A 25,887-nucleotide genomic window follows, 5' to 3' on the forward strand; every position below is an offset into this window, starting at 1 on the left:
TGATCCACTTTTTGCAGATGAAAAAACGGCGCCCGTTTGCTGCCAGAGAACAAACGGGCGCCGCCTTCAACTATTGCGCGGTATACGCGGCGACTCAGATACCGTACTGGGCTCGGTAAGCCTTCATGGCGGCCAGTTGCGCCGCCAGCTCCGGCTGTTCGGCCTGCTTCTCTTCCAGATACTGGATCAAGTCGCTCATCTGGATGATGGCGGTGATGTGAGCGCCGTAGTCACGCTCCACTTCCTGAATGGCGGAGAGCTCGCCCTTGCCCTTCTCCTGACGATCCAGCGCGATCAGCACGCCAGCCAGGGAGGCACCGTTGGCCTGGATCAGATCCATGGATTCGCGTATGGCGGTGCCGGCAGTGATGACATCGTCCACCAGCATGATGCGCCCCTTGAGCGGGCTGCCCACCAGATTGCCACCCTCGCCGTGATCCTTGGCCTCCTTGCGGTTGAAGCACCAGGGCACGTCCACGTCGTGCTGCTCCACCAGCTGCACCGCGGTGGCGGAGGCGATGGGGATCCCCTTGTAGGCCGGGCCAAACAGCACGTCGAACTCAATGCCGGCATCCATCAGGGCGGCGGCATAGAAGCGGCCGAGACGGGCCAGATCGCGGCCGCTGTTGAACAGGCCGGCGTTGAAGAAGTAGGGGCTTTTACGACCGGATTTCAGGGTAAATTCACCGAATTTGAGGACCTGCTTCTCCAGGGCGAACTCGATAAATTGACGCTGGTAGGCTTTCATTCTGGCTCCTTGCTTGGCTTGTCGTTTACTTGTGTGGGGGTATAAAAAAACGCGGACAGTGCCGCGTTTGCAGGATCTGTTGACGCTTCGTCACAGCCGCGACGGAGTCGGTTTTTGCGCAGAACTAGGCATGAGATGCGAAGTTTGGTAATCCAAACGAGGCATCGAATAACGACGTTATGCACAAAAACAGACCCGTCCCTACGGGTTGCGTGGCAAAGGATGCCATGCGTTGTTGCAGGACTTGCCAAGGGAATAACCATTGGCGGCATCCTGCGCCTAGCCTGGCATCCTTTGACACTGCAACGCGACTTGTGCCGAAACATCAACAGGTCCTGGTATCAGGAAAGCGACTGCTTCTGCAGCGCAATGATGTCGGCAATACCGCCCTTGGCGAGGGCCAGCATGGCCAGCAGCTCCTCGTGGGTGAAGGGTTCGGCCTCCGCGGTGCCCTGCACCTCGATGATGCGACCATCTTCGGTCATCACCACGTTCATGTCGGTCTCGGCGGCGGAGTCCTCGATGTACTCCAGATCGCAGATTGCCTCCCCTTCGAACATGCCGACGGAGACGGCTGCGATCATCTGCTTGAGCGGGCTCTGTTTGATCAGCCCCTTCTCCACCATCCAGTTCAGCGCATCCACCAGCGCCACGCAGGCACCGGTGATGGCGGCGGTACGGGTACCGCCGTCGGCTTGCAACACGTCGCAGTCAACGGTAATGGTGTGCTCGCCCAGGGCACTCAAGTCTACCGCCGCGCGCAGGGAGCGGGCGATCAGACGGGAGATCTCCAGGGTGCGGCCGCTCTGCTTGCCGGAGGCCGCTTCGCGGTTCATCCGGGAGTGGGTGGAGCGCGGCAGCATGCCGTACTCGGCAGTGACCCACCCCTGCCCCTTGCCTTTGAGGAAGCGCGGCACGCTGGTGTCGACGCTGGCGGTGCAGAGCACGCGGGTGTGGCCGAATTCCACCAGCACGGACCCTTCAGCATGCTTGGTGAAGTGGCGGGTGATGGTTACCGGACGCACCTGGGCGGCGCTGCGATCGCTGGGACGGGACATGGGACTGACCTCTGGGCTGGCTGAATTGGCGCAGGAGTATAAGCGATCGCTACTCAAATATCAGCCGCTAAAACCACCTCGTCGGCTGACGGAGCAGGCCTGGCTGAGTATACTGGCCGCACACTTCATCAAGCCCGGAACAATCAATGATTCACAGCATGACCGCCTACGCCCGCAAGGAACTCAAGGGCGACTGGGGCACAGCCGTTTGGGAAATTCGTTCGGTCAACCAGCGCTATCTGGAGACCTACATTCGCCTGCCGGAACAACTGCGCAGCCTGGAGCCGGTTCTGCGTGAGCGCTTCCGCGCCAAGCTGCAGCGCGGCAAGGTGGAGTGCAACCTGCGCTTCGAGGCCGCCCAGGCCGCCGCCAGCCAGCTGCACATCAATGAAGAACTGGCCAAACTCATCATCGAGAGCGCCAACTGGGTGATGAAAGAGGCGGGCCAGGGTCAGCTCAATCCGGTGGACGTGCTGCGCTGGCCGGGGGTCATGGCTGCCGCCGAGCAGGACATGGACGTGGTCGCCACCGAGCTGATGGCCGGCTTCGACCTGACCATGGAAGACTTCCTCGCCTCACGCGCCAGCGAAGGGGCCAACCTCAAGGCGCTGATCGAACAGCGTCTGGCCGGCATCCAGGTAGAAGTGAAGAAGGTGCGCGAGCACCTGCCGCAGATCATCGAGTGGCAGCGCCAGAAGCTCACCGACCGGCTGGCCGAAGCCAAGGTGGAGCTGGATCCTGCCCGCATCGAGCAGGAGATCGTGCTGCTGGCCCAGAAGATCGACGTGGCCGAAGAGCTGGATCGCCTGGAGATGCACATCAGCGAAACCAACAAGATCATGAAGAAGGGTGGCGCCTGTGGCCGTCGCCTCGACTTCATGATGCAGGAGTTCAACCGCGAGTCGAACACCCTCGGCTCCAAGTCGATCAACGCCGAGGTGACCCAGTCCGCCGTCGAGCTGAAGGTCCTCATCGAGCAGATGCGCGAGCAGATCCAAAACATCGAGTGATCTCCCTCATCGATGCACCAGCCCCCGCCACCCGGGGGCTTTTTTATGCTCGTTTCCCGCAGCGCTCAGCCGCTTGACTGATGGCAACCCCTAGCAAAGGGAGTCCGACATGTACCATCACGCAAAGAGGGTCTGCCATGCAGACCCTCTCCTTCTTTTCTATGCATCCCCCACCCGCGCAGGCTAGACCGGTGACTTCAGCCTTCGGCTGCGCAGCAGCAGGGGGAGCTGGTAGAGCACCAGAGCGCCCAGCACCAGGCCGGCGCCGGCCAGCTTGGCGGGGCCCAGGGGTTCGTCATAGAAGAGGGTGCTTAAGATCAGGGTCCAGACCGGTTCGAGCAGCATCAGCAGGGCGGCGTGGGCCGTGGTCATCCGGCTCAGGGCGTGGGTGAGCAGCCAGTAACGCAATGTGGTGGCGATCAGGACGCTGGCCGCAAACCAGCCCCAGATACCAGTGCCGATGCTGGCGGGCCACTGCTCGGTCAGCAGGGAGAGCAGGGTGCCGAGCAGTCCGGTCACCGCCAACTGGATGCAGGTGAGCCAGGTAGGAGGGATGGACTGGGCGAAGTGGCGGTGCACCGCGAGCTGGACCCCCAGAGTGGCGGCCGCCGCCAGAAACCAGAACAGGGAGAGCGACACGCCCCAGTGGGTGCTGCTGGAGAGCAGCAGCAGACCCGCGACGGCCACGGGCAGAGTCAGCCAGTAGTGACGGCCGGGTCTGGCCTTGAAGGCGGCCCAGGCGGCGAGCGGCGCCATCAGGGTGGCCACGCTCATGATGAAGGCGCCACTGCCGAGCGCATCGCTCTGGCTGATGGCGGTAACCCAAAACAGCAGGCTGGCCCCGAGCAAAGTGCCGCACCCGGCGGCGCGCAGCAGTTGTGAGCCACTGGGGGGCGGCTCGCGCAACCAGGCGAGCGGCAACAGCAGCAGGGCGGCCAGCAGGAAGCGGCTGCCGATAAAGGCGGCGGTGGGCAGTTCACGAATCGCCTCTTTCGAGAAGAGCCAGCCAGCGGCGGCCAGCAGGGTGACCAGTATCATCAACAGCAGGGGAGCGCGGTTCATCGGAGCATCACAGGGTCAGGGGCAAAGGGCAGAGCATAAAGGAAAGAGGCGCGGATTGTCTCCCGGGGTTTGGCAGACATGCTGGCGGGGCGGCCACCACGCCACCCCGCCTCAGTCGTCACTTTCCAGGCTGGCGAGGCAATGGGAGAGGGTGCGCGCCAGCGCCCCCTGATTGCGCAGCACCACGGCCCGGGCGTGTTCCCCCATCTCGCGGCGGGCGCCCACATCGGCGAGCAAGGCGTTCACCTTGTCGCCGAGCGCCTCTGCATCCGCCACCACGGCGGCGCCCCTCTGGGCCACCAGCTGGCGGGTGATGTCGCTGAAGTTGAAATAGACGGGGCCAGTCAGGCAGGGTTTGCCCAGCGCCGCCGGTTCCAGCAGGTTGTGACCGCCCACGGGCACCAGGCTGCCACCGACAAAGGCGAGATCCGCCGCCGCCAGCATCAGCGGCAGCTCGCCCATGGTGTCACCCAGGTAGATCTTGTCGCTCTCGCCGACCGCACTGCCCGCCGTGCGCCGCACGCAACCGTAGGGGGAGCACAGCTCTGCCACCCGATCGAAACGCTCGGGATGGCGCGGCACCAGGATCAGCAGGGCGGAGGGATGGGCCTTGAGCACCCGATCGAAGGCGGCCAGCACCTGCTCGTCTTCCCCCTGGTGGGTACTGGCGGCGATCCAGACAGGTCGTGCCTCCCCCAGTTGCTGGCGCAGGGCACGGCCCCTGGCCTGCACCTCGTCGCCAAACTGGATGTCGAACTTGATGGATCCGGTCACCGCTAGCCGGTTACGCGCTATGCCCAGCCGATGGAAGCGATCCGCATCGTCCTGATGCTGGCACAGCAGGTGGGTCAGCGGGCGGCTCAGGGCATCGAAGGCCCCCTGGAAACGACCATAGCGCTGACAGGATCGCTCCGAGAGGCGGGCATTGAGGATGGTCACTGGCAGGTGCCGTGCCTCGCAGGCCGCCAGCCAGTTCGGCCACAGTTCGGTCTCCATCACCCAGAGGGCGCGGGGCTTGACGGTGCTCAGAAACGCCGAGACGGCCCAGGGATAGTCGAGAGGCGCATAGCGGTGCACCACCAGCTCCCCGAGCTTGGCCGCCTGTTCGGCGCCGGTGCGGGTGGTGGTGGTGAGCAGGATGGGCAGCTCGGGGCGCTCGGCCTTGAGGGCGCGAATGAAGGGGGTGATGGCCAGGGTCTCCCCCACGCTCACCGCATGGATCCAGAGGGGAGCCTCCTGTCCGGTCGGCGGCAATCGTCCCAGATGCTCGGCCCAGCGCGCCCCGAAGCCGGGCTTGCCTTTTTTGGGCTTGTAGAGCGCCAGCAGCGCCAGGGGCAACCCCAGGTGGATCAGCAGGTTGTAGAGCAACCGGTAGATCATGCTAGCTATTACCTGGTTCAGCAGCAGAGGATTCCGCCGGATGCCGCACTATGGTCAGATCTGCCGTTTCACCACGCTCCAGCCGATTTCCCGCCTCGATGACCTGTTCCGGCATCAGCTCGATCAGGCACTTGAGGTGGCCGAACTTGCAGGTGCGCTTGAAGCAGGGGCGGCACTCGATGTCGGTGTGGACGATCTCGACCCTGTCCGCCAGCGGTGGGGTATAGAGGGGCGAGGTGGAGCCATAGACGCCGATCAGCGGCCGGTTGAGGGCGGCCGCCACGTGCATCAGGCCCGAGTCGTTGGCAATGACCCGACCGGCCAGCGCCATCAGGTCGATCGCCTCGTGCAGGCTGGTCTTGCCCGCCAGCACGTGGCAGTTGGGGCGCGACAGGGGGTTGATCCGATCGCGGATGGTGTTGGCCACGTCCACGTCCTTGCCCGAACCGAAGATCCACACCTGCCATCCCTCGTCGAGGTGCTTTTGCGCCACCACGGCGTAGTGCCCTTCCGGCCAACGTTTGGCCGGGCCGAACTCGGCCCCCGGACAGAGCACCAGCACAGGGCGGGCACGATTCAGGCCGAGCCGCTCCAGCGCCTTGCCCTGGTTGATGAGATCCACGTGCAGGGAGGGATGGGGAATAGCGGGAATGTCGTCCCGACTCTTCATCTGTCCCTTGGGGTAGGCCAGAGCCACATAGCCTTCCACCATCAGCGGAAAGGCCTGCTTGTTGCTGCGCATGTCGTTGAGCAGACCGAAGCGGTGCTCCCCCTTCCAGCCGGTGCGCACCGGGATCCTGGCAAACCAGGGGATGAGGGCCGACTTCATGGAGTTGGGCTGGATGATGGCCTGATCGTACTGCTCGGCGGCCAGCTGCTTGCCAAGGCGGCGGCGTGCCCCCAGCTTGAAGTCACCGTGGCCAAGCGGCATGGGGATGGCCTTGTCCACCTCGGGCATGCGCTCCAGCAGCGCAACGCACCAGGCCGGCGCCATCACATGGAGCTCGCTGCCCGGGTGGTTGCTCTTGAGCGCCTTGTAGAGGCTCTGGGACATCACCATGTCGCCGACCCAGGAGGGGCCGATCACCAATATCTTCATCGCGCGTCTTCTCTCGGGACTGGCCCGGCTGTTGATCGTTACTGGGCGAGATTATGCCCCAAGAAAGGCCGAAGAAATAACAGAAGATACCCGTCTGCTCCCGCAAAACGCCTACCTGGCAGGATCTGCTCCCCCGCGCATCCCTCCTGAGGCCCTCTTCCACCCGGACACGGCGTGCCCTGGGCCACCGACTGCCGGGTAGCAGAGATCCCCCTTCCCCCGCATTCAAAAGCGGGCACACCGGGCCCTCGGGTCATGCCCCGCGCGGGGTTTTAGGCTAGAATGGGCGCCAATCCGAGCATGACCCGCCCGCCGGGCACCAATAAGAGTCCCTTGCCTGTGAAAAAACCGACCCTGGCGGCCGTCCTGATCGTCAAGAACGAAGCCGACAACCTCCGCGCCTGCCTCGCCTCCCTCGAAGGCCTGGCGGATGAAATCGTCATTCTCGACTCCGGCAGTCAGGATGACACCCCGGCCATCGCCGCCGAATTTGGCGCCCGCTTCTTCGTCAACACCACCTGGCCCGGTTTCGGCCGTCAGCGCCGCCTCGCCCAGTCCCATGTCCAGTCGGAGTGGGTGCTGTGGCTGGACGCGGACGAGCGGCTCACCCCGGAACTCAGGGAAGCCATCCAGGGTGTCATGGCCAACCCGGCCAGCGACACCATCTACTCCATCCCGCGCCTCTCCTGGGTGTTCGGCCGCTTCATCCGCCACAGCGGCTGGTACCCGGATCGGGTGCTGCGCCTCTACCCCAAGGCGCTGACCGGCTACAACGAGGCGCTGGTACACGAGAAGGTGGAGGTGCGCGCCAACATGAAGATCGTCAACCTGCAGGGCGACCTCCTCCACTACACCTACCGGGATCTGGAACACTACCTGGTCAAATCCGCCGGCTACGCCCGCGCATGGGCCGATCAGCGCACCGCCCGCGGCAAGAAGGGATCCCTCGGCCAGGGGCTGGTCCACGCCGTCGGCTGCTTCCTCAAGATGTACCTGCTCAAGGCCGGTTTCCTCGACGGCAAGCAGGGCCTGCTGCTGGCCATCCTCTCCGCCCACTCCACCTTCGTCAAATACGCCGATCTCTGGGTTCGCCAGCAGCCCCAGCAGCCGAAATAGGGCATCGCGCCTCAAACATCCCATTAATCACTCACCCCTTGTTCCAGCGGGACAAGGGGCAAACCCTATTGCCATGGAGCGGGCGCAGCCCTCGCGGGGCCGCTCACGGCGCAAACCCGGGCGCCACGGACGAAAACTGGCCGCTATAAGCCGAATGCATGGATATTGGTAACATGACCCGACTCCGGCTTATACCGACAGATTTTCCCTGCCCGGGGCCCGGGCAGGCCCGTCAAGGGGGCTGTCGGGGACCACGCCCGGTAGGCCGGTCTACCAGCAGGGCTCATCCCCATACAAGACAGGGCCCCGCGGGGCCCTGTCTGTATGTTCTGTGTGCGCTCTCAGCGCTCGGCGCGCCAGAAGGGCGGCGCCCAGCGGGCGATCTCTGCCGCCATGGCCTTGGGATCGAGCTGGCTCATGTCCTCCGGGTGGTCGCTGTCTTCCGGCGGGCTGAAGGGCAGATGGCGCCCCTCGCCATTGAGCGGCCGCCAGCGCAGCGGCGTCGCCGAACGGTGTGCCGGGAAGAAACCGACGGTCGGCACGTCCATGGCCGCGGCGATGTGCAGGGGCCCAGTGCTGCCCGCCACGAACAGGGCAGCGTTGGCCATCACCTGGCAGAACTTCGGCAACCCCTCGTCGGAGCGATAGATCCAGCCGTTGCCCCCATGGGCCAGCAATTCGGCCGCCAACTGCTCCGCCTTCCCCTCCTCCCCCGGCCCTGCCGTCAACACGCACTGCAACTCGGGGCAGGCCTGGTTGAGCTTGATGATGAGGCGCGAGTACTGCTCGATGGAGAGGTTGTTGGCCGAGCCACCGCTGCCCGCATGCACCATCAGCCAGGGGCGGCTGGCGTCGAGCCTGAGACGGGCGGCGACCTGCTCGCGCACCTGCAGCAGGCTCTCGGGGTCGAAGTCGAGGTAGGGGCCCTGTGGCTCCACCACGGTCTGATGCTGATCGGCGAGGAAGCGGCGCACCAGATCCAGGTTGTATTCGTACTCCGGCTTCTGGGAGCGGGAGCGGCGCTGCACCAGGCGCTGGTTGTAGAGTACCTGGGCCAGCTTGGTGGCGGGGGCCAGCCGGTAGGGAATGTGCGCCTTCCACACCAGCTTGGCATTGCGGGTGTTGGAGAAGAGGCAGATGGAGGCATCGAAGGCGGCCGCCTTGATGCGCGCCAGCAGGGCGCGTTGCTGCTCCTTGTCGGCCCGGGCGCCCGGATCCAGGATGATCTCGTCGATCCAGGGGCAGAGGCGGGCCAAGGGCGCCGTGTAGGCGGGAACCAGGGCAGTCACATGACACTCCATGGAGCGCTTGAGCATGGCAAAGCTCGGCCACGCCAGCATGAAGTCACCAATCTTGTCATTGCGGACTACCAGAATACGTTTCATAAAAAATCCCTATGCTCCCTGTCACCAGCGAAGGAGGCTTGATGCGCGATGCGGGTATTCTTGCCTGATGCAGGGCGATTCTCAAGCGAAGACGCCACGGGGCCTTGATTTGTGCGACCCCGGCCGCCGATCAGCGCCAGAAATCCGCGCCATCCCGGTCGCGACAAACCGGCAACAGCCCCTATAATGCGACCAGTTTTCCGGTTTCAGGAATCAGCAGCATGACCAACAAGGTAATCTATCCCGGCACCTTCGATCCCATCACCAACGGCCATACCGATCTCATTGGCCGCGCCGCCAGACTGTTCGACGAGGTGGTGGTCGGAGTGGCCAACAGCCCGAGCAAACGGCCGCTGTTCGATCTCGAGGAGCGCGTTCAGCTGGCCAGGCAGGTGACGGCTCACCTGCCCAACGTCAAGGTGGTGGGCTTCTCCGGCCTGCTGGTGGATTTTGCCAGGGAGCAGCAGGCCAACGTGCTGATCCGCGGCCTGCGCGCCGTCTCCGACTTCGAATACGAGTTCCAGCTCGCCAACATGAACCGTCGCCTGATGCCCACCCTGGAGAGCGTCTTCCTCACCCCGGCGGAGGAGAACTCCTTCATCTCCTCCACCCTGGTGAAGGAGGTGGCGCTGCACGGAGGTGACATCCACCAATTCGTCGACCCCCTGGTGGCTCAGGCCATTGCCGCCAAGCAGCAGCGCTAATCCCCTCCCCTGATGGGCAGAAACGAACAAGGGCTACCCGCGGGTAGCCCTGGTTGCATCAACGCACTGCACGCCTAGCTGTGGGCAAACTGCTGGCGGATCGCCAGCTCCAGCTGATCGAGCCACTCGTAACGGCGCCGGTACATGGCCCGCTTCTTGGAGGCGATCTCCTCCAGCGGCTTGCGCACAACGGGTTGCAGCCGCACGAAGTTGGCGTCCTGATCGAGGGCGCCAAACTCCTGCCACAGCTCGTCGTAGTCCGCCTGCAGGCAGGCTTTCTTCTTCTTGCTGTACCGTCTTGCCTGGAAGATGTGGGCCTCCATGCGCACCGCACAGACCCGGTGGGCGCCCATGGCCCCGGCCAGCGCCATCACCAGCATCACCACCAGCGACTTGGGTCTCAGACCCTGACCCGCCCGGGTCAATGCCCGCACCTGCTCCTGGGGCTGCTCGACACAGGGCTCTGGCCCCTGCACCGACCCGATCACCAGGGCCAACTCCTGTTCGTTGCCCGCCAGGGAGAAGGCACAGCTGTAGAGTCGCTCCCCCCGCGCGTTGACGATGGAGAGCGCCAGCTCCGCCTCCCGGCGGAAGGTGCCGTCGTGACGCAGCACGATGCGCCAGCCGCCATCGGGATAATGGCCCAGCACTATCCCCTCCCCCAGATAGAGCGGGTCGATGAGCTCGGGGTACAGGCCCAGCAGCAGGCGGTAGTGATCCTCCACCATCTTGACCCGCTGGTTCACCGTCGAGCAGGCGAAGCGATAGGGGCGCATCGGCTTGTCGAGCAGCTCGGGGTGGCGGGCGGGAAGCGCCCGCAGGGGGGCGCTCTGGAACAGCTCGAACACCCGGTTCAACTGCGCACGGTAGAGCAGACTGCGCAGCAAAAACTTGCCGCGATTGAAGGTCTTGCGGGCGCTGTCTTCGGGATAGAGGAAGCGGGCCATATCGTGGGCACAATAGTGCCCCTGCCGGGATAAATGTTCCCAGTCTATTGATTTAGCTGTCATTTTATTACCTCGCAGCCTGAACTGGCGAGATAGTAGTCATGGGCTGACGCCGCTTCAACAGACTGGAAATACTCTCTTACAACTTGGCCGGTTCCGGCTCAAAAATCCCACTTTCAGCGTTGGCAGTGGGAGCAGAACACCGTGGTTCGCTGGCCCATCTTCACCTCGGTGAGCAGGGTGTGGCAGTGGAAACAGGGCTGGCCGCCACGACCGTAAACCTGCAGCTGCTGGACGAAATAGCCCGGCTTGCCGTCGGCGCTGGTGAAATCCTTGAGGGTGGTGCCCCCCTGGTGAATGGCTTCGGCCAGCACCCGCTTGATCTCGCTCACCAGGGTGCCCAGCCGCTCGGCGCTGATGTTGCCCGCCGCCCGCCTGGGATGAATGCCGGCGGCATAGAGCGCCTCGTTGGCGTAGATGTTGCCCACCCCGACCACCACATGGTTGTCCATCAGGAACTGCTTGATGGCGGTGCTGCGCCCCTTCGCCCGCTCCCGCAGGTAATCGGCATGGAAGGCATCGGTGAGGGGTTCCGGCCCCAGCTTGGCGAGCAGGGCATGGGCCTCGGCCGGTTCGCGGGTCCACAGCAGGGCGCCAAAACGGCGCGGATCGTTGAGCCGCAGCAGCTTGCCGTTGGCCAGCTCGATATCCACGTGATCGTGCTTCTCGGCCGGGGTGCCGATGTCCAGCACCCGCAGGCTGCCGGACATCCCGAGATGCAGGATGGCGGTGCCGAAGTCGGTCTCCAGCAACAGGTATTTGGCGCGGCGGCTGACGCGGTGGATGACGAGATCCACCAGCTCCTGGATCTCGCCGGGCACGGGCCAGCGCAGGCGGCCGTCCCGCACCACCACGCGGGTCACCTTGATGCCGGTAAGCCAGGGGGAGATGCCCTGGCGGCTGACTTCGACTTCCGGTAATTCAGGCATGGGCGATCTCTCGTTCAGGGAATGGGACGCATCAGGTCACGGTATTGCGCCTGACTCAAGCTGAGCCAGGTCGAGGAGGGCAGCAGGGCGGCAAACTTGCCGTCGTCCTGATAGAGCCCGACTTCCACCGGATCGCTCTGTCCGGCGATCCAGACCTTGAGGGTCACCGGGGTGCCGCGCACGGGCTCGCCGGGGGGCAGCAGCCAGCCTTGCCACGCCTCGATGCGGGCCGCCAGCTGGGTGCTGCCAAGCCCCAGATCCGGCGCGCTGCGCCAGCCCTGGCCGATACGCTCTATCTGCCAGCTCGGCCCCTGCCAGGTCAGCACCACGGCACTCTCCGGCAACAGCGGACGCGCGCGTTTGGCACTGTTCTCCTGCTGGGCCTGCTCCAGCCGGTGCAACAGGGTAATGACGATCAACACGACCACGATGATCACGTTGTTCCAGCCTTTGCGGCTCAGTTTGAACATGGCTAGCCTCCCTTCGAATCGGCAGTGTACTGAATTCCAGCCATAAAAAAACCCGGCACGAGGCCGGGTTTTTGCAGCGAAACCAAGTAATTACTTGATTTTGCCTTCTTTGTAGATCACATGCTGACGAATCACGGGATCAAATTTCTTGATCTCCATTTTTTCGGGCATGGTGCGCTTGTTCTTGGTAGTGGTATAGAAGTGACCAGTACCGGCGCTGGAGTTCAGGCGAATCTTATCGCGAATACCTTTAGCCATGATCTAATTCCTTATACCTTAACGCCGCTGGCACGCAGTTCAGCCAGAACCACTTCAACGCCGCGCTTGTCGATGATACGCATGCCTTTTGCGGATACGCGCAGGCTCACGAAGCGTTTTTCACTCTCAACCCAGAAACGGTGAGTGTGCAGGTTCGGCAGGAAACGACGCTTGGTAGCGTTGTTAGCGTGCGAACGGTTGTTACCAACTGCCGGGCGCTTGCCGGTTACTTGGCATACTCTAGACATGTCAGTCTCTCCAAATCTTACTTCATTGCTCGAGCAAATATCTGCCCCGCTGGCCTTCGATTGCGGGGCAAACAGAAGGCGGCATTTTATACAGCATCCGTGATCAAAGATCAACTAATACAGTGCCAGAGCCCAGTCACAACCAACCACGCTCTGCGAAAGAAACCGTGATGCCATCACCGATCACCAGGTGATCAAGCACTCTGATATCGACCAGGGCCAGGGCGGCCAGGATCCGATCCGTGATCTGGCGGTCCGCCCGACTGGGCTCGGCCACGCCGGACGGGTGATTATGCGCCAGAATCACGGCGGCTGCATTATGTTTGAGCGCGATCTGCACGATTTCTCTGGGCCAGACGCTCGCCGAGTCGAGGGTGCCGTAAAAAAGTTCGACAAACCGGATGACCCTGTGCTGGTTGTCGAGCAGCAGCAGGGCGAACACCTCCCGCCCCCGATCCCGCAACTGGGCTTGCAGAAAGTCACGGGTAAGCCCGGGCGAGGTGAGCGCCTCTCCCCGTTGCAACTGTTCGACCAGATGGCGCCGCCCCATCTCCAGTACCGCCTGCAACTGGGCATACTTGGCAGGTCCCAGCCCGTGAGCGCCACAAAAATCCTGCTGCTCGGCTCCCAGCAGTGCCCGCAGGGAACCAAACTGCTGCAACAACTGGCGAGAGAGATCCACCGCACTCAACCCACTGACCCCGGTGCGCAGGAAGATGGCCAGCAGTTCGGCATCGGAGAGCGCCGTCGCCCCTCGGCGCAGCAGCTTTTCCCTCGGGCGCTCCTCTTCCGGCCACTCCTTGATGCTCATTTGTCTCTCCCTACATGGCTATTGAGAGAAAACATAGCAAAGAATCCCGCGAGCCCGACCACAACTCCCCCATGTCAGCCTCTGTCGCCACCCATTGCCTGTGCTATCTTAGCCGACCAGTCAGAGTGAGCCGGAAGAGAAGCAGCAGATGAGATTGGCCGATAAACGCATCCTGTTGGGTGTCAGTGGCGGGATCGCCGCCTACAAGAGTGCCGAACTGGTACGTCGCCTGAAAGATCAGGGGGCCGAGGTGCGAGTGGTGATGACCCGCTCCGCCAAGGAGTTCATCACCCCGCTGACCCTGCAAGCCGTCTCAGGCCACCCGGTGGCCGACAGTCTGCTGGACCCGGCTGCCGAGGCGGGCATGGGCCACATCGAGCTGGCCAAGTGGGCCGATCTGGTGCTGATCGCCCCCGCCAGCGCCAATCTGATGGCCCGCATGGCCGCCGGCATGGCGGACGAGCTGCTCACCACCCTCTGCCTGGCCACCCCGGCGACTGTCGCCCTGGCGCCAGCCATGAACCAGCAGATGTACCGCAACGCCGCCACCCAGGCCAACCTCCAGACCCTCGCCGAGCGCGGCATTCAGCTGTGGGGGCCGGATTCCGGCAGCCAGGCCTGCGGCGATGTGGGCCCGGGCCGGATGCTGGATCCCCTGGAACTGGTGGAACGCTGCTGCCAGCAGCTCGCCGCCGAGCCACTCCTGGCAGGCGTCAGGCTGCTGCTCACTGCCGGGCCGACCCGCGAGGCGCTGGATCCGGTGCGCTATATCAGCAACCACAGCTCCGGCAAGATGGGCTACGCCATCGCCCGCGCCGCGCGCGAAGCGGGCGCGGAGGTGACCCTGGTGAGCGGCCCGGTGGCACTGGCCACCCCGGTCGGCGTTACCCGCATCGATGTGGAGAGTGCCCTGCAGATGCACGAAGCGGTGATGAGCCAGGTCGGTGAGTGCGACCTCTTTATCGGCTGCGCTGCCGTCGCCGACTACCGTCCCGCCCAGGTGGCCGAGCAAAAGATCAAGAAGACCGGCGACAACGACCAGATGCAGCTGACCCTGGTCAAAAACCCCGACATCATCGCCGATGTGGGGGCGTTGTCAGACAAACCATTCACCGTCGGATTTGCCGCCGAAACCGTGGATGTGGAACAATACGCCCTCGACAAACTTCGACGTAAGCGGCTGGACATGATCGCCGCCAACGATGTGTCCCGTGCAGGCCAGGGCTTCAATGCCGATGACAACGCCCTGACCGTCTTCTGGCAAGGGGGTCAAGCCGCCCTGCCCCTGGCCGATAAGCTGACGCTCGCCCGTCATCTTGTCGCCCTGATTGCACGCCATTATCGACCCTGAGCCCATTGAACATGCCGGGAGCCCCAGGCTCCTGCAGTACCACCCGATCGCCAGGCGATCCAATTGAAAAAGATTCATGACGACACAAATTGAACTGAAAATCCTGGATGCCCGCATCGGCACCGACTTCCCGCTGCCCGCCTACGCCACACCGGGCTCCGCTGGCATGGACTTGCGCGCCCTGCTGGATGCCCCGCTGACCCTGGCCCCGGGCGACACCACTCTGGTGCCGACCGGGCTGGCCATTCACATCCAGGATCCGGGTCTGTGCGCCACCATCCTGCCCCGCTCCGGCCTCGGCCATAAGCACGGCATCGTGCTGGGCAACCTGGTCGGCCTCATCGACTCCGACTACCAGGGTCAGTTGATGGTCTCGGTCTGGAACCGTGGCAACGACAGCTTCACCATGCAGCCTGGCGAGCGCATCGCCCAGCTGGTGATCCTGCCGGTGGTACAGGCCAGCTTCCAGTTGGTCGACGAATTCAATCAGAGTGAACGGGGTGAAGGCGGGTTTGGTTCTTCTGGTCGCCAATAACAAGACCACACGACCCCCTGGGGCACGTGCCAAATAATAGAATCAAGCCATTGTTTTTTTAGGGGAATCCATGGCAAGCAGTAACCAGAAACAGAGTCGGCGCGATCAGATCCTGCAGGCACTCGCCCACATGCTGGAAACCAGCCCGGGCCAGCGCATCACCACGGCACGCCTCGCGGCCGAGGTGGGCGTGTCCGAGGCGGCCCTCTACCGGCATTTTCCCAGCAAGGCGAGGATGTTCGAAGGGCTGATCGACTTTATCGAGGATTCCCTGCTGTCACGGGTCAACCTGATCATGGCCGAAGAGAAGGACACCATGGCCCGCTGCCATCACATACTGCAGCTGCTGCTGGTATTCGCCGAGCGCAACCCCGGCATCACCCGCATTCTCAATGGCGATGCCCTGCTGGGCGAACACGATCGGCTGCGGGATCGCATCAGCATCCTGTTCGACAAGCTGGAGACCCAGATCAAGCAGGTACTGCGCGAGAAACGGCTGCGGGAAGGCCAGGGCTTCCAGCTCGACGAGACCATGCTGGCCAACCTGCTGCTGGCCTATACCGAGGGCCGCATCAGCCAGTTCGTCCGCTCGGAGTTCAAAATCAAGCCCACTGCCGGCTTTGAAGATCAGTGGCAGTTTATCCGCAGCCAGCTGCTGCAAAGCTGAGTGCGTACATTCGATGCGCTCCTGCGCCAGCAGGGTTGTGACAAAGCGGGAGGCCTTGGCCTCCCTTGCTTTTTGTGGCACAAAAGAAGAGACAAGCACCAGATGCGACCCAGCTTGTCGCGCTCAAGTGTTAGATTCATCTGCCATAAATCTTCACACCAACAGGACATCCTATGGAACCCGAGATCATTACCGAAGCACAGACCTGGCTGACCAACAACCAGGGACTGATCATCGAGTATGCGGTCAACATCGCCGCCGCCCTGATCACCCTGCTGGTCGGTTACATTGCAGCCAACCTTCTCAGCGGTGGCGTGGTCAAGGTGATGCAGACCCGCAAGCTGGACACCACCGTCACCCACTTCGTCGGCAGCATCCTCAAATACACCATCCTGGTGTTCGTGGTGATCGCCGCCCTGGGCCGGGTCGGGGTGCAGACCGCCTCCTTCGTCGCCATTATCGGTGCCGCCGGTCTGGCCATCGGTCTGGCGCTGCAGGGCTCTCTCTCCAACTTTGCCGCCGGTTTCCTGCTCATCATCTTCCGCCCCATCAAGGCAGGGGAATTTATCGAGGTGGCAGGTACCAATGGCGTTGTGCAATCGGTCCAGCTCTTCACCACCACCCTCACCTCGGGTGACAACAAGATGGTGGTAGTGCCGAACTCCGCCATCCTCAACGGCACCATCGTCAACTACTCGCGCATGGATACCCGCCGCGTCGACATGACCTTCGGCATCGGCTACGGCTCCGACCTGCGCAAGGCCAAACAGATCCTGGAGCGGCTGGTGAGCGAAGAGCCCCGCATCCTGAAGGAGCCGGCAGCCACCATTGCCGTTGCCGCGCTGGCCGACTCCTCAGTCAACATCGTGGTGCGTCCCTGGGTCAAGACCGGTGATTACTGGGGTGTCTGGTTCGACTTCCACGAGAAGGTGAAGCTCACCTTCGACGCCGAGGGCATCGAGATCCCCTTCCCCCAGCGTGTGGTCCACATGCAAAAGACGGCGGATTGATCCTCGGTGTGCGTTCTCCAGTGCCAGCCTTCGGGCTGGCACTGTCGTTTCTGCCTTGCTGTGACATGAAAAAAACCGGCCACAGGCCGGTCTTGCGCACCAGATAGCACTGCGTTCTCACCCCAGCCGACGTGCGACCCGGTTGAGCAGGGGCTGCATCAGCACATAGCCCCCCAGCACGGCTCCGATCACCGCCAACACGCGGATCTCCAGCGTCGGCGCCGCATTGGCCAGCGTCAGGGTCAGCAAACCGATGAGGCCGGTGGCGATCAGGCTCAGGGCAAACAGGGATAACAGGGCTTTCATCTCGATCTCCTCATTCCACACCATTGATTCCATACCTTGGCCATCCCTGGGAGATCTCGTCCATTCGGCTCATATGGTAGCCAGCGTCAGTTGTCCACCATTTGCGCCTGCTCAAAAAACCGTCCGATGAGCGTCTGTTGAATACCCTTTGATCTGTCACGCCAGCTTTCCAGAGCCACGGCCGCGCTCCCCTTGAAATGAAAGCCTTTTCAACCCGAACAAGCATGCGCAAACGCAAGATCCCGGGGTACTGGGTGACTCATAATCGCACTGTTTTGGTTGTACACTCCCTCGTTGCAGACAATTGGTAATGCTCTGTTACACGGGGCGCACGGAGTGCCCGGTATAATGCTCGCATAATAAGGTTTGGCGGGAGCCTTGCCTGCAAGGTTCAAACACAACTTGGAAGACTGATAATCCTATGAAAAATATCAATCCAACCCGGACCCAGGCCTGGCAGGCACTGGAAGCCCATTTTGCAGCCAACAAGGAGATGCGTCTCAAGGATCTGTTCGCACAGGATCCCAAGCGTTTTGACAAGTTCTCCCTCACCTTCGGTGGCGACATCCTGGTCGACTACTCCAAGAACCTGATCACCGAAGAGACCCTCAAGCTGCTGGTGAACCTGGCTGGCGAGACCGATCTGCGCAGCGCCATCGACGCCATGTTCAACGGCGACAAGATCAACATGACCGAAGGGCGCGCCGTACTGCACACCGCCCTGCGCAACCGCTCCGACCGTCCCATCGAGGTTGACGGCAAGGACGTGATGCCGGAAGTGAACGCCGTACTGGCCAAGATGAAGGGCTTCTGCGAGAAGGTCATCGGTGGCGAGTGGAAGGGCTATACCGGCAAGGCCATCCAGCACGTGGTCAACATCGGCATTGGTGGCTCCGATCTGGGCCCCGTCATGATCACCGAGGCCCTGCGCCCCTACAAGAATCACCTGGAGATGCACTTCGTCTCCAACGTCGACGGCACCCACATCGCCGAGACGCTCAAGAAGATCGATCCGGAAACCACCCTGTTCCTGGTCGCCTCAAAGACCTTCACCACCCAGGAGACCATGACCAACGCCCTGACCGCCCGCGACTGGTTCCTCGGTCATGCCGGTGACAAGGCCCACGTTGCCAAGCACTTCGCCGCCCTCTCGACCAACGGCAAGGCCGTGGCCGAGTTCGGCATCGACACCGACAACATGTTCGAGTTCTGGGACTGGGTCGGCGGCCGCTACTCCTCCTGGTCCGCCATCGGCATGCCCATCGCCCTCTCCCTCGGCTTCGAGCACTTCGAGGCCCTGCTGCAAGGCGCCTTCGAGATGGACATGCACTTCGCCACTGCCGCCTATGAACAGAACGTGCCCGTACTGCTGGCCCTGATCGGCCTGTGGTACAACAACTTCCATGGTGCCGAGTCCGAAGCTATCCTGCCGTACGATCAGTACATGCATCGCTTCCCTGCCTACTTCCAGCAAGGCAACATGGAGTCCAACGGCAAGTACGTGGACCGCGACGGCAATCCGGTGGACTACCAGACCGGCCCCATCATCTGGGGTGAGCCGGGTACCAACGGCCAACACGCCTTCTACCAGTTGATCCATCAGGGCACCAAGCTGATCCCCTGCGACTTCCTGGCGCCGGCCATCAGCCATAACCCCATCGGTGACCACCATCCGAAGCTCCTGGCCAACTTCTTCGCCCAGACCGAGGCCCTGGCCTTCGGCAAGAGCAAGGAAGCGGTGGAGGCCGAGTTCCTGGCCGCCGGCAAGACCCTGGAGCAGGTCAAGGATCTGGTGCCGTTCAAGGTGTTCGAAGGCAACCGCCCGACCAACTCCATCCTGTTCAAGCAGCTGACTCCGAAAACCCTCGGCTCCCTGATCGCCATGTACGAGCACAAGATCTTCGTACAGGGCGCAATCTGGAACATCTTCTCCTTCGACCAGTGGGGTGTGGAGCTGGGCAAACAGCTGGCCAACAAGATCCTGCCGGAGCTGGGCACCGATGAAGCCGTCACCAGCCACGACGGCTCCACCAACGGCCTGATCAACACCTGGAAAGCCTGGAAGGCCTGATTGCTCCCGCCCTCCAGAATGCAAAAGCCCCGCTCGATGAGCGGGGCTTTTTTATAGGCTTCAATCTGTCTGTTTGCATCATCCGGACGACAGGCCAGGTGTCTAAGCCAGCCAGTAACGGGGATCGTCATCCCCGCCCCTTCCGATGCCGCTCAGCGAAGGCTTAACCGCCGACGGCAATACGCTTCATGTCCTTCATGTAACCACGCAGGGTCTGGCCGATCTTCTCGATCGGGTGGTTGCGGGTCGCTTCGTTGGCAGCCAGCAAGGCCAGGTTGTCCACCGCCTTGCTCTCGGCACGGGCACTGCCCAGGTCCCCTGCTTGCAGGGTCGGCATGAAGTGCTCGCGCAGCAGCGGCACGGCGGCGTTGGCGAACAGGTAGTTGCCGTACTCCGCGGTATCGGAGATGACCACGTTCATTTCGTACAGACGCTTGCGGGCGACGGTGTTGGCGATCAGCGGCAGCTCGTGCAGAGACTCGTAGTAGGCGGACTCTTCATAGATGCCGGAGGCCACCATGGTTTCGAACGCCAGCTCGACACCCGCCTTGACCATGGCCACCATGACCACGCCATTATCGAAGTACTCCTGCTCGGCGATCTTGCCAGCATAGGCAGGGGCATTCTCGAAGGCGGACTTGCCAGTCTCTTCGCGCCAGCCGAACAGCTTGGCATCGTCTTCGGCCCAGTCAGCCATCATGCCGCGGGAGAACTCGCCGGCGATGATGTCATCCATGTGCTTCTCGAACAGCGGACGCATCAGGGTGCGCAGTTGCTCGGAGAGCTCGAAGGCACGCAGCTTGGCCGGGTTGGAGAGACGGTCCATCATCAGGCTGATGCCGCCCTGCTTCAGGGCCTCGGTGATGGTCTCCCAGCCGAACTGGATCAGCTTGCCGGCATAGGCCGGGTCAGTGCCCTCGGCAACCAGCTTGTCGTAGCAGAGCAGGGAACCGGCCTGCAGCATGCCGCACAGAATGGTCTGCTCGCCCATCAGATCGGATTTCACTTCCGCGACGAAGGAAGATTCCAGCACGCCGGCACGGTCGCCACCGGTAGCAGAGGCCCACGCCTTGGCAATGGCCATGCCCTCACCCTGGGGATCGTTCTCCGGGTGGACGGCGATCAGGGTTGGTACGCCGAAACCACGCTTGTACTCTTCACGCACTTCGGTGCCCGGGCATTTGGGTGCAACCATCACTACGGTGATGTCGGCACGGATCTGCTGACCCTCTTCCACCACGTTGAAGCCGTGGGAGTAGCCCAGAGCGGCGCCCTGCTTCATCAGCGGCATCACGGTTTTGACGACGTCGGAGTGCTGCTTGTCCGGAGTCAGGTTCAGCACCAGATCGGCGGTCGGGATCAGATCTTCATAGGTGCCGACCACGAAGCCGTTGTCGGTGGCCTTCTGCCAGGAGGCGCGCTTCTCGGTGATGGCGGCCTTGCGCAGGGCGTAGGAGATGTCCAGCCCGGAGTCGCGCATGTTCAGACCCTGGTTCAGGCCCTGGGCGCCACAGCCCACAATCACCACCTTCTTGCCTTTCAGCACGTTGCAGCCGTCCGCGAACTCTTCGCGCTGCATGAAACGACACTTGCCCAGCTGGGCCAACTGCTGACGCAGGTTCAAGGTGTTGAAATAGTTAGCCATGGTGATTGCTCCGTTCGATTGATTCCATGCCGGATAGCGGCGTTGTCGAAACCACTATAGCGCGGGACACTTATTGCCTGAACTGATATATTCGAAACAGTACGTTGCAGGAATTGAAATGTGATTTCCCGCAATCTCCCGCCGCCGAGCCATCGTGCTACAGGGCGCCTGACAACGCCGCAGGAATAAAAAGATGGACCTTCGCAATCTCGAACTGTTTCTCCACCTCGCCGACTCCCTCCACTTCGGCAAAAGCGCCGATGCCATGGCGGTCAGCCCCTCCACCCTGAGCCGCGCCATCCAGCGACTGGAACAGGAGACCGGCTGCGTGCTGTTCGAGCGGGACAACCGCTCGGTGCGGCTCACCCCTGCTGGTGACAAGCTGCGGGAGTTTGGCGGTGCCTTGCTGCAGGAGTGGCGCCAACTCAAACAGGAGCTCAAGCGCAGCGACGAGCCGCTGCAAGGGCGGCTGCGGGTGTTCTGCTCGGTCACCGCCAGCTACTTTCTGCTGCCCGAGGTACTGGAACGCTTTCGTCGCCGTTATCCCCAGCTGGAGATCAAGCTGGAGACCGGCGACCCTGCACTGGCAGTGGACAAGATCCTGGCTGACGAAGCCGATCTCGCCATCGCAGCGAGGCCGGATGCGCTCTCGTCCAAGCTGGAATTCGCCAGCCTGCAACAAGTCCCTCTGGTGTTCATCGCCCCCCGCAATGCCCCCCAGCAGGGTCAGTGGTTCCCCGAGGGCGAACCTGACTGGGAGCGCCTGCCGCTGATCCTCTCCGAACAGGGGCTGGCCCGAAAGCGCTGTGATCAATGGTTTCGCAACAAGGGGATAGCTCCCAACATCTATGCAGAAGTGGCGGGCAACGAGGGCATCGTCGCCATGGTGGCCCTCGGCTTCGGTGTGGGTGTCGTGCCTGCCGCCGTCATCGATCACAGCCCCATGGGGGACAAGGTGCGTGTGGTCGAGCCCAAACCGGCGCTCAAGGCGTTCGACGTCGGCATCGCCGTGCTCAAGAAGCGGCTGGAAGAGCCGCTGATCCGCGCCTTCTGGGACACTGCACGCGGCCAGGGAGGCCTTCGCTGATCCGGCAGGCGTCAGAGCCACAGTGAGTGTCAAATGTATCAGTATGAAAGTGGGGGAGAAGAGGGGACACTGGCCGGCACCATCCAGCCACCATCAAGGAATAGAGCGTGAGCCAGCATCTTGTCGAAATCCGCAGTGCCATCCTGTTCGCAGAATATCTGCAAAGCCTCGGGGTCCAGCGCCATGAACTCGATCGGGAGCAGGAGATCTATCTCCAGGACAGGCACCTCGCCACGGTTCAATGCATTCAGGGGGAGCTGCGCTTTTATCTGCGCGCCAGCGCACTAGCCAGATCGTGATCCGCAATCGGTCACAGAACCCGCACGCAAAGCGTATTAGACTGGCACCATCCGTCCCCCTCGCCCCGGGGGCCACCACGAGGAGTGCCCATGAAACAAAGCGGCCTGGATCGGCTCTTCAAACCTCACTCGATCGCCGTCATCGGCGCCTCCTGTGATCCGCAGAAGGCAGGCCATGTGGTCATCCGGCACCTGCTGGCGGGTCAGTTCCAGGGCCCCATACTACCCGTGGCCCCCCGCAGCCAGGCCGTCGCTGGCGTGCTCGCCTATCCGGACATAGAGAGCCTTCCCCTCTCCCCCGATCTCGCCATCGTCTGTACCCGGCGCGAACGGGTACTGCCGCTCATCGAGGAGCTCGGCAAGAAAGGAACCGGAGCCGCCATCATACTGGCCGCCCAGTTCTCCACTGACGAGCGCCTGCGGCTCAAGCATCTGTGCCAGCAATACGGCATCCGGCTGCTCGGCCCCAACAGCATGGGCATGCTGCTCCCCGGGCAGGGTATCAACGCCAGCTTTTCCCCCATTGCAGCGACTCCGGGACAGGTGGCGTTTCTCTCCCAGTCGGCAGCGGTCAGCACCACCATCCTGGATTGGGCCAAGCAGCGCGAAATCGGCTTCTCGGCCTTCATCTCCCTGGGCGATCATTGCGACATCGACTTTGGCCAACTGCTGGATCAGCTCTCCCGGGACGGGACGACCCGCGCCATCCTGATCTACATGGACAAGCTGCACGATGCCAGGCACTTTCTCTCCGCCGCCCGTGCCGCCTCGCGCAACAAACCCATCCTGATCCTCAAGAGCGGTCGGCACGACCCGGCCAACGGTCTCGACAATGTCTATGATGCCGCCATCCGCCGGGCTGGCATGCTGCGCGTCCGGGATACCCACGAACTGTTTGCCACTGTCGAGACCCTGAGCCACTCCCTGACCCTCAAGGGGGAGCGGCTCGCCATCCTCTCCAACGGGCGCGGTCTCGCCAACATGGCCGCAGACGTACTGCTGTCTCGGGGAGGCAAGCTGGCGATGCCACCCCTCGACATCGGCAGCGATGCAGATATCGAGGCCTACAAGAGTGCACTCGAGACGCTGCTCCAAGGGGACAGTGCCGATGCCATCCTGCTGATCCATGCACCGTCCCTCACCGCCCGAGGTGTCACCCTCGCCAGCAACCTGATCGACTTCATCAAGCAGCATCCCAGGGCCAGACGATTCAACATACTGACCAACTGGGCAGGCGAATACTCCGCCCAAGAGGGGAGACGCCTGTTCAACGAGGCGGGCATCCCGACCTATCGCACCCCGGAAAGCGCCGTCACGGCCTTCATGCACATGGTGGAATATCGCCGCAACCAGAAACAGTTGATGGAAACACCGGCCTCCCTGCAGGGCGACAGGCTCGATGTCGAGCGCTGCCAGCAGCTCCTTGGGCAAGCGCTGGACCGCCAGCAGCGGGTGCTGGACACCCACCTGGCCCATCCCATCTTGCAGGCAGCCGGGCTATCCACCCTCGCGACCTGGATCGTTTCCGATGCCATCGAGGCCGCACTGACTGCAGAACAGATTGGCTACCCCGTAGCGGTGAAGCTGCGATCTCCCGACATCGCCCACAAATCCGATGTACACGGTGTCATGCTGAACCTGCGCACCTCGGCGGAAGTCGCCCAGGCGGCGGATGCCATTCTGGACAGGGTACGTCAGCATGATCCTGGCGCCCGCATAGAAGGGCTGCTGGTACAACGCATGGCACGCCGCAGCGGGGGTCTGGAGCTACGGATCCGCTTGCAGCAGGATCCGGTCTTCGGCCCCGTCATCCTGCTCGGGGAATCCGGCGCCGAGCCCCGCGACATGGTCGCGGCTCTTCCTCCCCTCAACCAGGCACTGGCTCGCTACCAGATCATTGGTGCCCTCAAGGATGGCAAGATCCGCGAGCAGGCCAGTCCGGTACGGCTCGATATCGACGCCCTCGGCCAGGTGCTGTGCCAGCTCTCCGAGCTGCTGCTGGCCTTCCCCGAGATACAAGAACTGGATCTGCACCCGCTGCAGGCCTGTGGCGAAGAGATGGTGATCCTGGATGCCCGGCTCGTCTTGGCAGAGCGAGGGCAACAAGTGCTGCCACTGGCCATTCGCCCCTATCCCACCGAGCTGGAAGAGGGTGCCTGGCTGAAAGATCAGAGTCATGTGCTGCTGCGCCCCATCCGCCCCGAAGACGAGCCCGCCCACAAGCAGTTCGTGCGGCAGGTGTCTGATGAAGACAGGTACAAACGCTTTTTCGCCGATGTGGGGGAGCTGGGGCATGAGGAGCTGGCCCGCATGACCCAGATCGATTATGACCGGGAAATGGCCTTCGTCGCCGTGGGTCAGGACGGCCCTTTCAGCCAGCAGATCCTGGGAGTGGTGCGAGCCATTGCCAGCCCGGATCAATCGGATGCGGAGTTTGCCATCCTGGTCCGCTCAGACTTGAAAGGGCTCGGACTCGGCAAGTTGATGATGGAAAAGATCGTGCGCTATGCCAGAGAGCGTGGCATAGGCCAGCTCTCTGGCATGACCATGCCCAGCAATCGCGGCATGATCAATCTGGCCAAACGGCTCGGTTTCAAGATCGATATTCAGCTGGAAGATGGGATAGTCAACATGGAGCTGCCCTGTGCTGATCAGGTTGTATAACGATACAATCGTGGTGGTAAATTAACCAGATATGGACGGATAACGTGAATTTCAGGCAATAAAAAACCCCGCTCGAGTGAGCGGGGTTTCTTGTATTGGGTGCCTGGCAGTGTCCTACTCTCGCATGGCGAATGCCACACTACCATCGGCGCTACAGCGTTTCACTTCTGAGTTCGGCATGGGGTCAGGTGGTTCCACTGCGCTATTGCCGCCAGGCAAAATCTTAATCCAGAAAGCTGACGTGAATAACGACTTTGCTAGTTGCTTGTCATTATCACTGAATTTGTAAGTAGTTCACTCATTCGCTACAAGGCCAGAAACACTTCTTGGGTGTTGTATGGTTAAGCCTCACGGGTAATTAGTATGGGTTAGCTCAACGTATCGCTACGCTTACACACCCCACCTATCAACGTTGTGGTCTCCAACGGCCCTTTAGGACCCTCAAGGGGTCAGGGATGACTCATCTCAGGGCTCGCTTCCCGCTTAGATGCTTTCAGCGGTTATCGATTCCGAACTTAGCTACCGGGCAGTGCCACTGGCGTGACAACCCGAACACCAGAGGTTCGTTCACTCCGGTCCTCTCGTACTAGGAGCAACTCCCTTCAATCATCCAACGCCCACGGCAGATAGGGACCGAACTGTCTCACGACGTTCTGAACCCAGCTCGCGTACCACTTTAAATGGCGAACAGCCATACCCTTGGGACCGACTTCAGCCCCAGGATGTGATGAGCCGACATCGAGGTGCCAAACACCGCCGTCGATATGAACTCTTGGGCGGTATCAGCCTGTTATCCCCGGAGTACCTTTTATCCGTTGAGCGATGGCCCTTCCATTCAGAACCACCGGATCACTATGACCTACTTTCGTACCTGCTCGACCTGTCCGTCTCGCAGTTAAGCTGGCTTATGCCATTGCACTAACCTCCTGATGTCCGACCAGGATTAGCCAACCTTCGTGCTCCTCCG

At 62.3% G+C, this 25,887-nt stretch carries 25 protein-coding genes and 2 rRNA genes (1 of these 27 only partly in view); 11 read left to right on the forward strand and 16 right to left on the reverse strand.

Annotated features, from left to right (window positions below; translation table 11 throughout):
- Positions 1-94 precede the first annotated feature (94 nt).
- Together pyrE and rph are read right to left on the reverse strand one after the other, a co-directional pair.
- Positions 95-748, reverse strand: a complete 654-nt coding sequence (pyrE, locus tag C3F36_RS09635) for an orotate phosphoribosyltransferase (protein WP_104454981.1) — start codon at positions 746-748, stop codon at positions 95-97.
- 341 nt (positions 749-1,089) lie between these two features.
- Positions 1,090-1,806, reverse strand: coding sequence for a ribonuclease PH (gene rph, locus C3F36_RS09640; protein ID WP_041212002.1), 717 nt, complete (start codon positions 1,804-1,806; stop codon positions 1,090-1,092).
- A gap of 146 nt (positions 1,807-1,952) precedes the next feature.
- Here rph and C3F36_RS09645 point away from each other — a divergent pair, with 146 nt between their 5' ends.
- Positions 1,953-2,816 carry a YicC/YloC family endoribonuclease gene (locus C3F36_RS09645; protein WP_010676104.1) on the forward strand — a complete coding sequence of 288 codons (864 nt, stop codon included), beginning with the start codon at positions 1,953-1,955 and terminating at the stop codon, positions 2,814-2,816.
- Between the two features lie 183 nt (positions 2,817-2,999).
- On the opposite strand, the gene C3F36_RS09650 is transcribed toward C3F36_RS09645, so the two are convergent.
- From C3F36_RS09650 to waaF, 3 genes are all read right to left on the reverse strand, one after another.
- On the reverse strand, positions 3,000-3,878 hold the full coding sequence (locus tag C3F36_RS09650) for a DMT family transporter (RefSeq protein WP_049636086.1): 879 nt from the start codon (positions 3,876-3,878) through the stop codon (positions 3,000-3,002).
- Between the two features lie 111 nt (positions 3,879-3,989).
- Positions 3,990-5,258, reverse strand: a complete 1,269-nt coding sequence (gene waaA, locus C3F36_RS09655) for a lipid IV(A) 3-deoxy-D-manno-octulosonic acid transferase (protein ID WP_104454982.1) — start codon at positions 5,256-5,258, stop codon at positions 3,990-3,992.
- Position 5,259: 1 nt separating this feature from the next.
- Positions 5,260-6,357 carry a lipopolysaccharide heptosyltransferase II gene (gene waaF / locus C3F36_RS09660; protein ID WP_104454983.1) on the reverse strand — a complete coding sequence of 366 codons (1,098 nt, stop codon included), beginning with the start codon at positions 6,355-6,357 and terminating at the stop codon, positions 5,260-5,262.
- 339 nt (positions 6,358-6,696) lie between these two features.
- On the opposite strand from waaF, the gene C3F36_RS09665 reads away from it, so the two are divergent.
- Positions 6,697-7,473, forward strand: a complete 777-nt coding sequence (locus tag C3F36_RS09665) for a glycosyltransferase family 2 protein (RefSeq protein ID WP_010676108.1) — start codon at positions 6,697-6,699, stop codon at positions 7,471-7,473.
- 341 nt (positions 7,474-7,814) lie between these two features.
- Here the strand turns inward: C3F36_RS09665 and C3F36_RS09670 are convergent, their stop codons facing one another.
- Complete coding sequence (locus tag C3F36_RS09670) at positions 7,815-8,858, reverse strand: glycosyltransferase family 9 protein (protein ID WP_041214218.1); 1,044 nt, start codon at positions 8,856-8,858, stop codon at positions 7,815-7,817.
- A gap of 221 nt (positions 8,859-9,079) precedes the next feature.
- On the opposite strand from C3F36_RS09670, the gene coaD reads away from it, so the two are divergent.
- A complete protein-coding gene (gene coaD, locus C3F36_RS09675) occupies positions 9,080-9,562 on the forward strand; it encodes a pantetheine-phosphate adenylyltransferase (RefSeq protein WP_043153322.1) in 483 nt (160 codons plus the stop codon).
- A gap of 74 nt (positions 9,563-9,636) precedes the next feature.
- On the opposite strand, the gene C3F36_RS09680 is transcribed toward coaD, so the two are convergent.
- The 6 genes from C3F36_RS09680 to radC all read right to left on the reverse strand — a co-directional run bounded on the left by C3F36_RS09680 (position 9,637) and on the right by radC (position 13,285).
- A complete protein-coding gene (locus C3F36_RS09680; RefSeq protein ID WP_104454984.1) occupies positions 9,637-10,509 on the reverse strand; it encodes a VirK/YbjX family protein in 873 nt (290 codons plus the stop codon).
- Between the two features lie 176 nt (positions 10,510-10,685).
- Complete coding sequence (gene mutM, locus C3F36_RS09685) at positions 10,686-11,498, reverse strand: bifunctional DNA-formamidopyrimidine glycosylase/DNA-(apurinic or apyrimidinic site) lyase (RefSeq protein ID WP_049636089.1); 813 nt, start codon at positions 11,496-11,498, stop codon at positions 10,686-10,688.
- Between the two features lie 14 nt (positions 11,499-11,512).
- Positions 11,513-11,968 (reverse strand): hypothetical protein, encoded by a 456-nt coding sequence (locus C3F36_RS09690; protein ID WP_104454985.1) that lies wholly within the window; start codon positions 11,966-11,968, stop codon positions 11,513-11,515.
- Positions 11,969-12,058: 90 nt separating this feature from the next.
- Positions 12,059-12,226 (reverse strand): 50S ribosomal protein L33, encoded by a 168-nt coding sequence (rpmG, locus tag C3F36_RS09695; RefSeq protein ID WP_005323752.1) that lies wholly within the window; start codon positions 12,224-12,226, stop codon positions 12,059-12,061.
- A gap of 11 nt (positions 12,227-12,237) precedes the next feature.
- Positions 12,238-12,474 carry a 50S ribosomal protein L28 gene (gene rpmB, locus C3F36_RS09700; protein ID WP_005307492.1) on the reverse strand — a complete coding sequence of 79 codons (237 nt, stop codon included), beginning with the start codon at positions 12,472-12,474 and terminating at the stop codon, positions 12,238-12,240.
- Positions 12,475-12,610: 136 nt separating this feature from the next.
- Positions 12,611-13,285, reverse strand: a complete 675-nt coding sequence (radC, locus tag C3F36_RS09705; RefSeq protein ID WP_104454986.1) for a RadC family protein — start codon at positions 13,283-13,285, stop codon at positions 12,611-12,613.
- 148 nt (positions 13,286-13,433) lie between these two features.
- Between radC and coaBC the strand changes: the two genes are divergently transcribed.
- The 4 genes from coaBC to C3F36_RS09725 all read left to right on the forward strand — a co-directional run bounded on the left by coaBC (position 13,434) and on the right by C3F36_RS09725 (position 16,848).
- Positions 13,434-14,636, forward strand: coding sequence for a bifunctional phosphopantothenoylcysteine decarboxylase/phosphopantothenate--cysteine ligase CoaBC (coaBC, locus tag C3F36_RS09710; protein ID WP_104454987.1), 1,203 nt, complete (start codon positions 13,434-13,436; stop codon positions 14,634-14,636).
- Positions 14,637-14,712: 76 nt separating this feature from the next.
- On the forward strand, positions 14,713-15,171 hold the full coding sequence (gene dut / locus C3F36_RS09715) for a dUTP diphosphatase (RefSeq protein ID WP_010676116.1): 459 nt from the start codon (positions 14,713-14,715) through the stop codon (positions 15,169-15,171).
- A 70-nt stretch (positions 15,172-15,241) separates the two neighbouring features.
- The gene (gene slmA / locus C3F36_RS09720; protein ID WP_010676117.1) at positions 15,242-15,838 is read left to right on the forward strand and encodes a nucleoid occlusion factor SlmA; all 597 of its coding nucleotides are present in this window, start codon (positions 15,242-15,244) and stop codon (positions 15,836-15,838) included.
- A 173-nt stretch (positions 15,839-16,011) separates the two neighbouring features.
- Positions 16,012-16,848 (forward strand): mechanosensitive ion channel domain-containing protein, encoded by an 837-nt coding sequence (locus C3F36_RS09725; protein ID WP_039040993.1) that lies wholly within the window; start codon positions 16,012-16,014, stop codon positions 16,846-16,848.
- A gap of 117 nt (positions 16,849-16,965) precedes the next feature.
- On the opposite strand, the gene C3F36_RS09730 is transcribed toward C3F36_RS09725, so the two are convergent.
- Positions 16,966-17,154, reverse strand: coding sequence for a hypothetical protein (locus C3F36_RS09730; protein WP_029314882.1), 189 nt, complete (start codon positions 17,152-17,154; stop codon positions 16,966-16,968).
- Between the two features lie 421 nt (positions 17,155-17,575).
- Here C3F36_RS09730 and pgi point away from each other — a divergent pair, with 421 nt between their 5' ends.
- A complete protein-coding gene (gene pgi / locus C3F36_RS09735; RefSeq protein WP_039040994.1) occupies positions 17,576-19,225 on the forward strand; it encodes a glucose-6-phosphate isomerase in 1,650 nt (549 codons plus the stop codon).
- Positions 19,226-19,388: 163 nt separating this feature from the next.
- On the opposite strand, the gene ilvC is transcribed toward pgi, so the two are convergent.
- Positions 19,389-20,870, reverse strand: a complete 1,482-nt coding sequence (gene ilvC / locus C3F36_RS09740; protein ID WP_104452096.1) for a ketol-acid reductoisomerase — start codon at positions 20,868-20,870, stop codon at positions 19,389-19,391.
- A gap of 193 nt (positions 20,871-21,063) precedes the next feature.
- Here ilvC and ilvY point away from each other — a divergent pair, with 193 nt between their 5' ends.
- The 3 genes from ilvY (at position 21,064) to C3F36_RS09755 (ending at position 24,920) form a co-directional block, all read left to right on the forward strand.
- Positions 21,064-21,957, forward strand: coding sequence for an HTH-type transcriptional activator IlvY (ilvY, locus tag C3F36_RS09745; RefSeq protein ID WP_104454988.1), 894 nt, complete (start codon positions 21,064-21,066; stop codon positions 21,955-21,957).
- Between the two features lie 107 nt (positions 21,958-22,064).
- A complete protein-coding gene (locus C3F36_RS09750; RefSeq protein WP_010676124.1) occupies positions 22,065-22,256 on the forward strand; it encodes a hypothetical protein in 192 nt (63 codons plus the stop codon).
- 90 nt (positions 22,257-22,346) lie between these two features.
- Complete coding sequence (locus C3F36_RS09755; protein WP_041212012.1) at positions 22,347-24,920, forward strand: bifunctional acetate--CoA ligase family protein/GNAT family N-acetyltransferase; 2,574 nt, start codon at positions 22,347-22,349, stop codon at positions 24,918-24,920.
- Positions 24,921-25,021: 101 nt separating this feature from the next.
- Here the strand turns inward: C3F36_RS09755 and rrf are convergent.
- Both rrf and C3F36_RS09765 read right to left on the reverse strand, forming a co-directional pair.
- Positions 25,022-25,136: ribosomal RNA gene (gene rrf / locus C3F36_RS09760) — 5S ribosomal RNA — on the reverse strand.
- 121 nt (positions 25,137-25,257) lie between these two features.
- Positions 25,258-25,887, reverse strand: a 23S ribosomal RNA gene (locus C3F36_RS09765) (it continues 2,259 nt past the right edge of the window).

This window comes from Aeromonas sp. ASNIH2, from assembly GCF_002934795.1.
Classification (GTDB): Bacteria; Pseudomonadota; Gammaproteobacteria; order Enterobacterales; family Aeromonadaceae; genus Aeromonas; species Aeromonas caviae.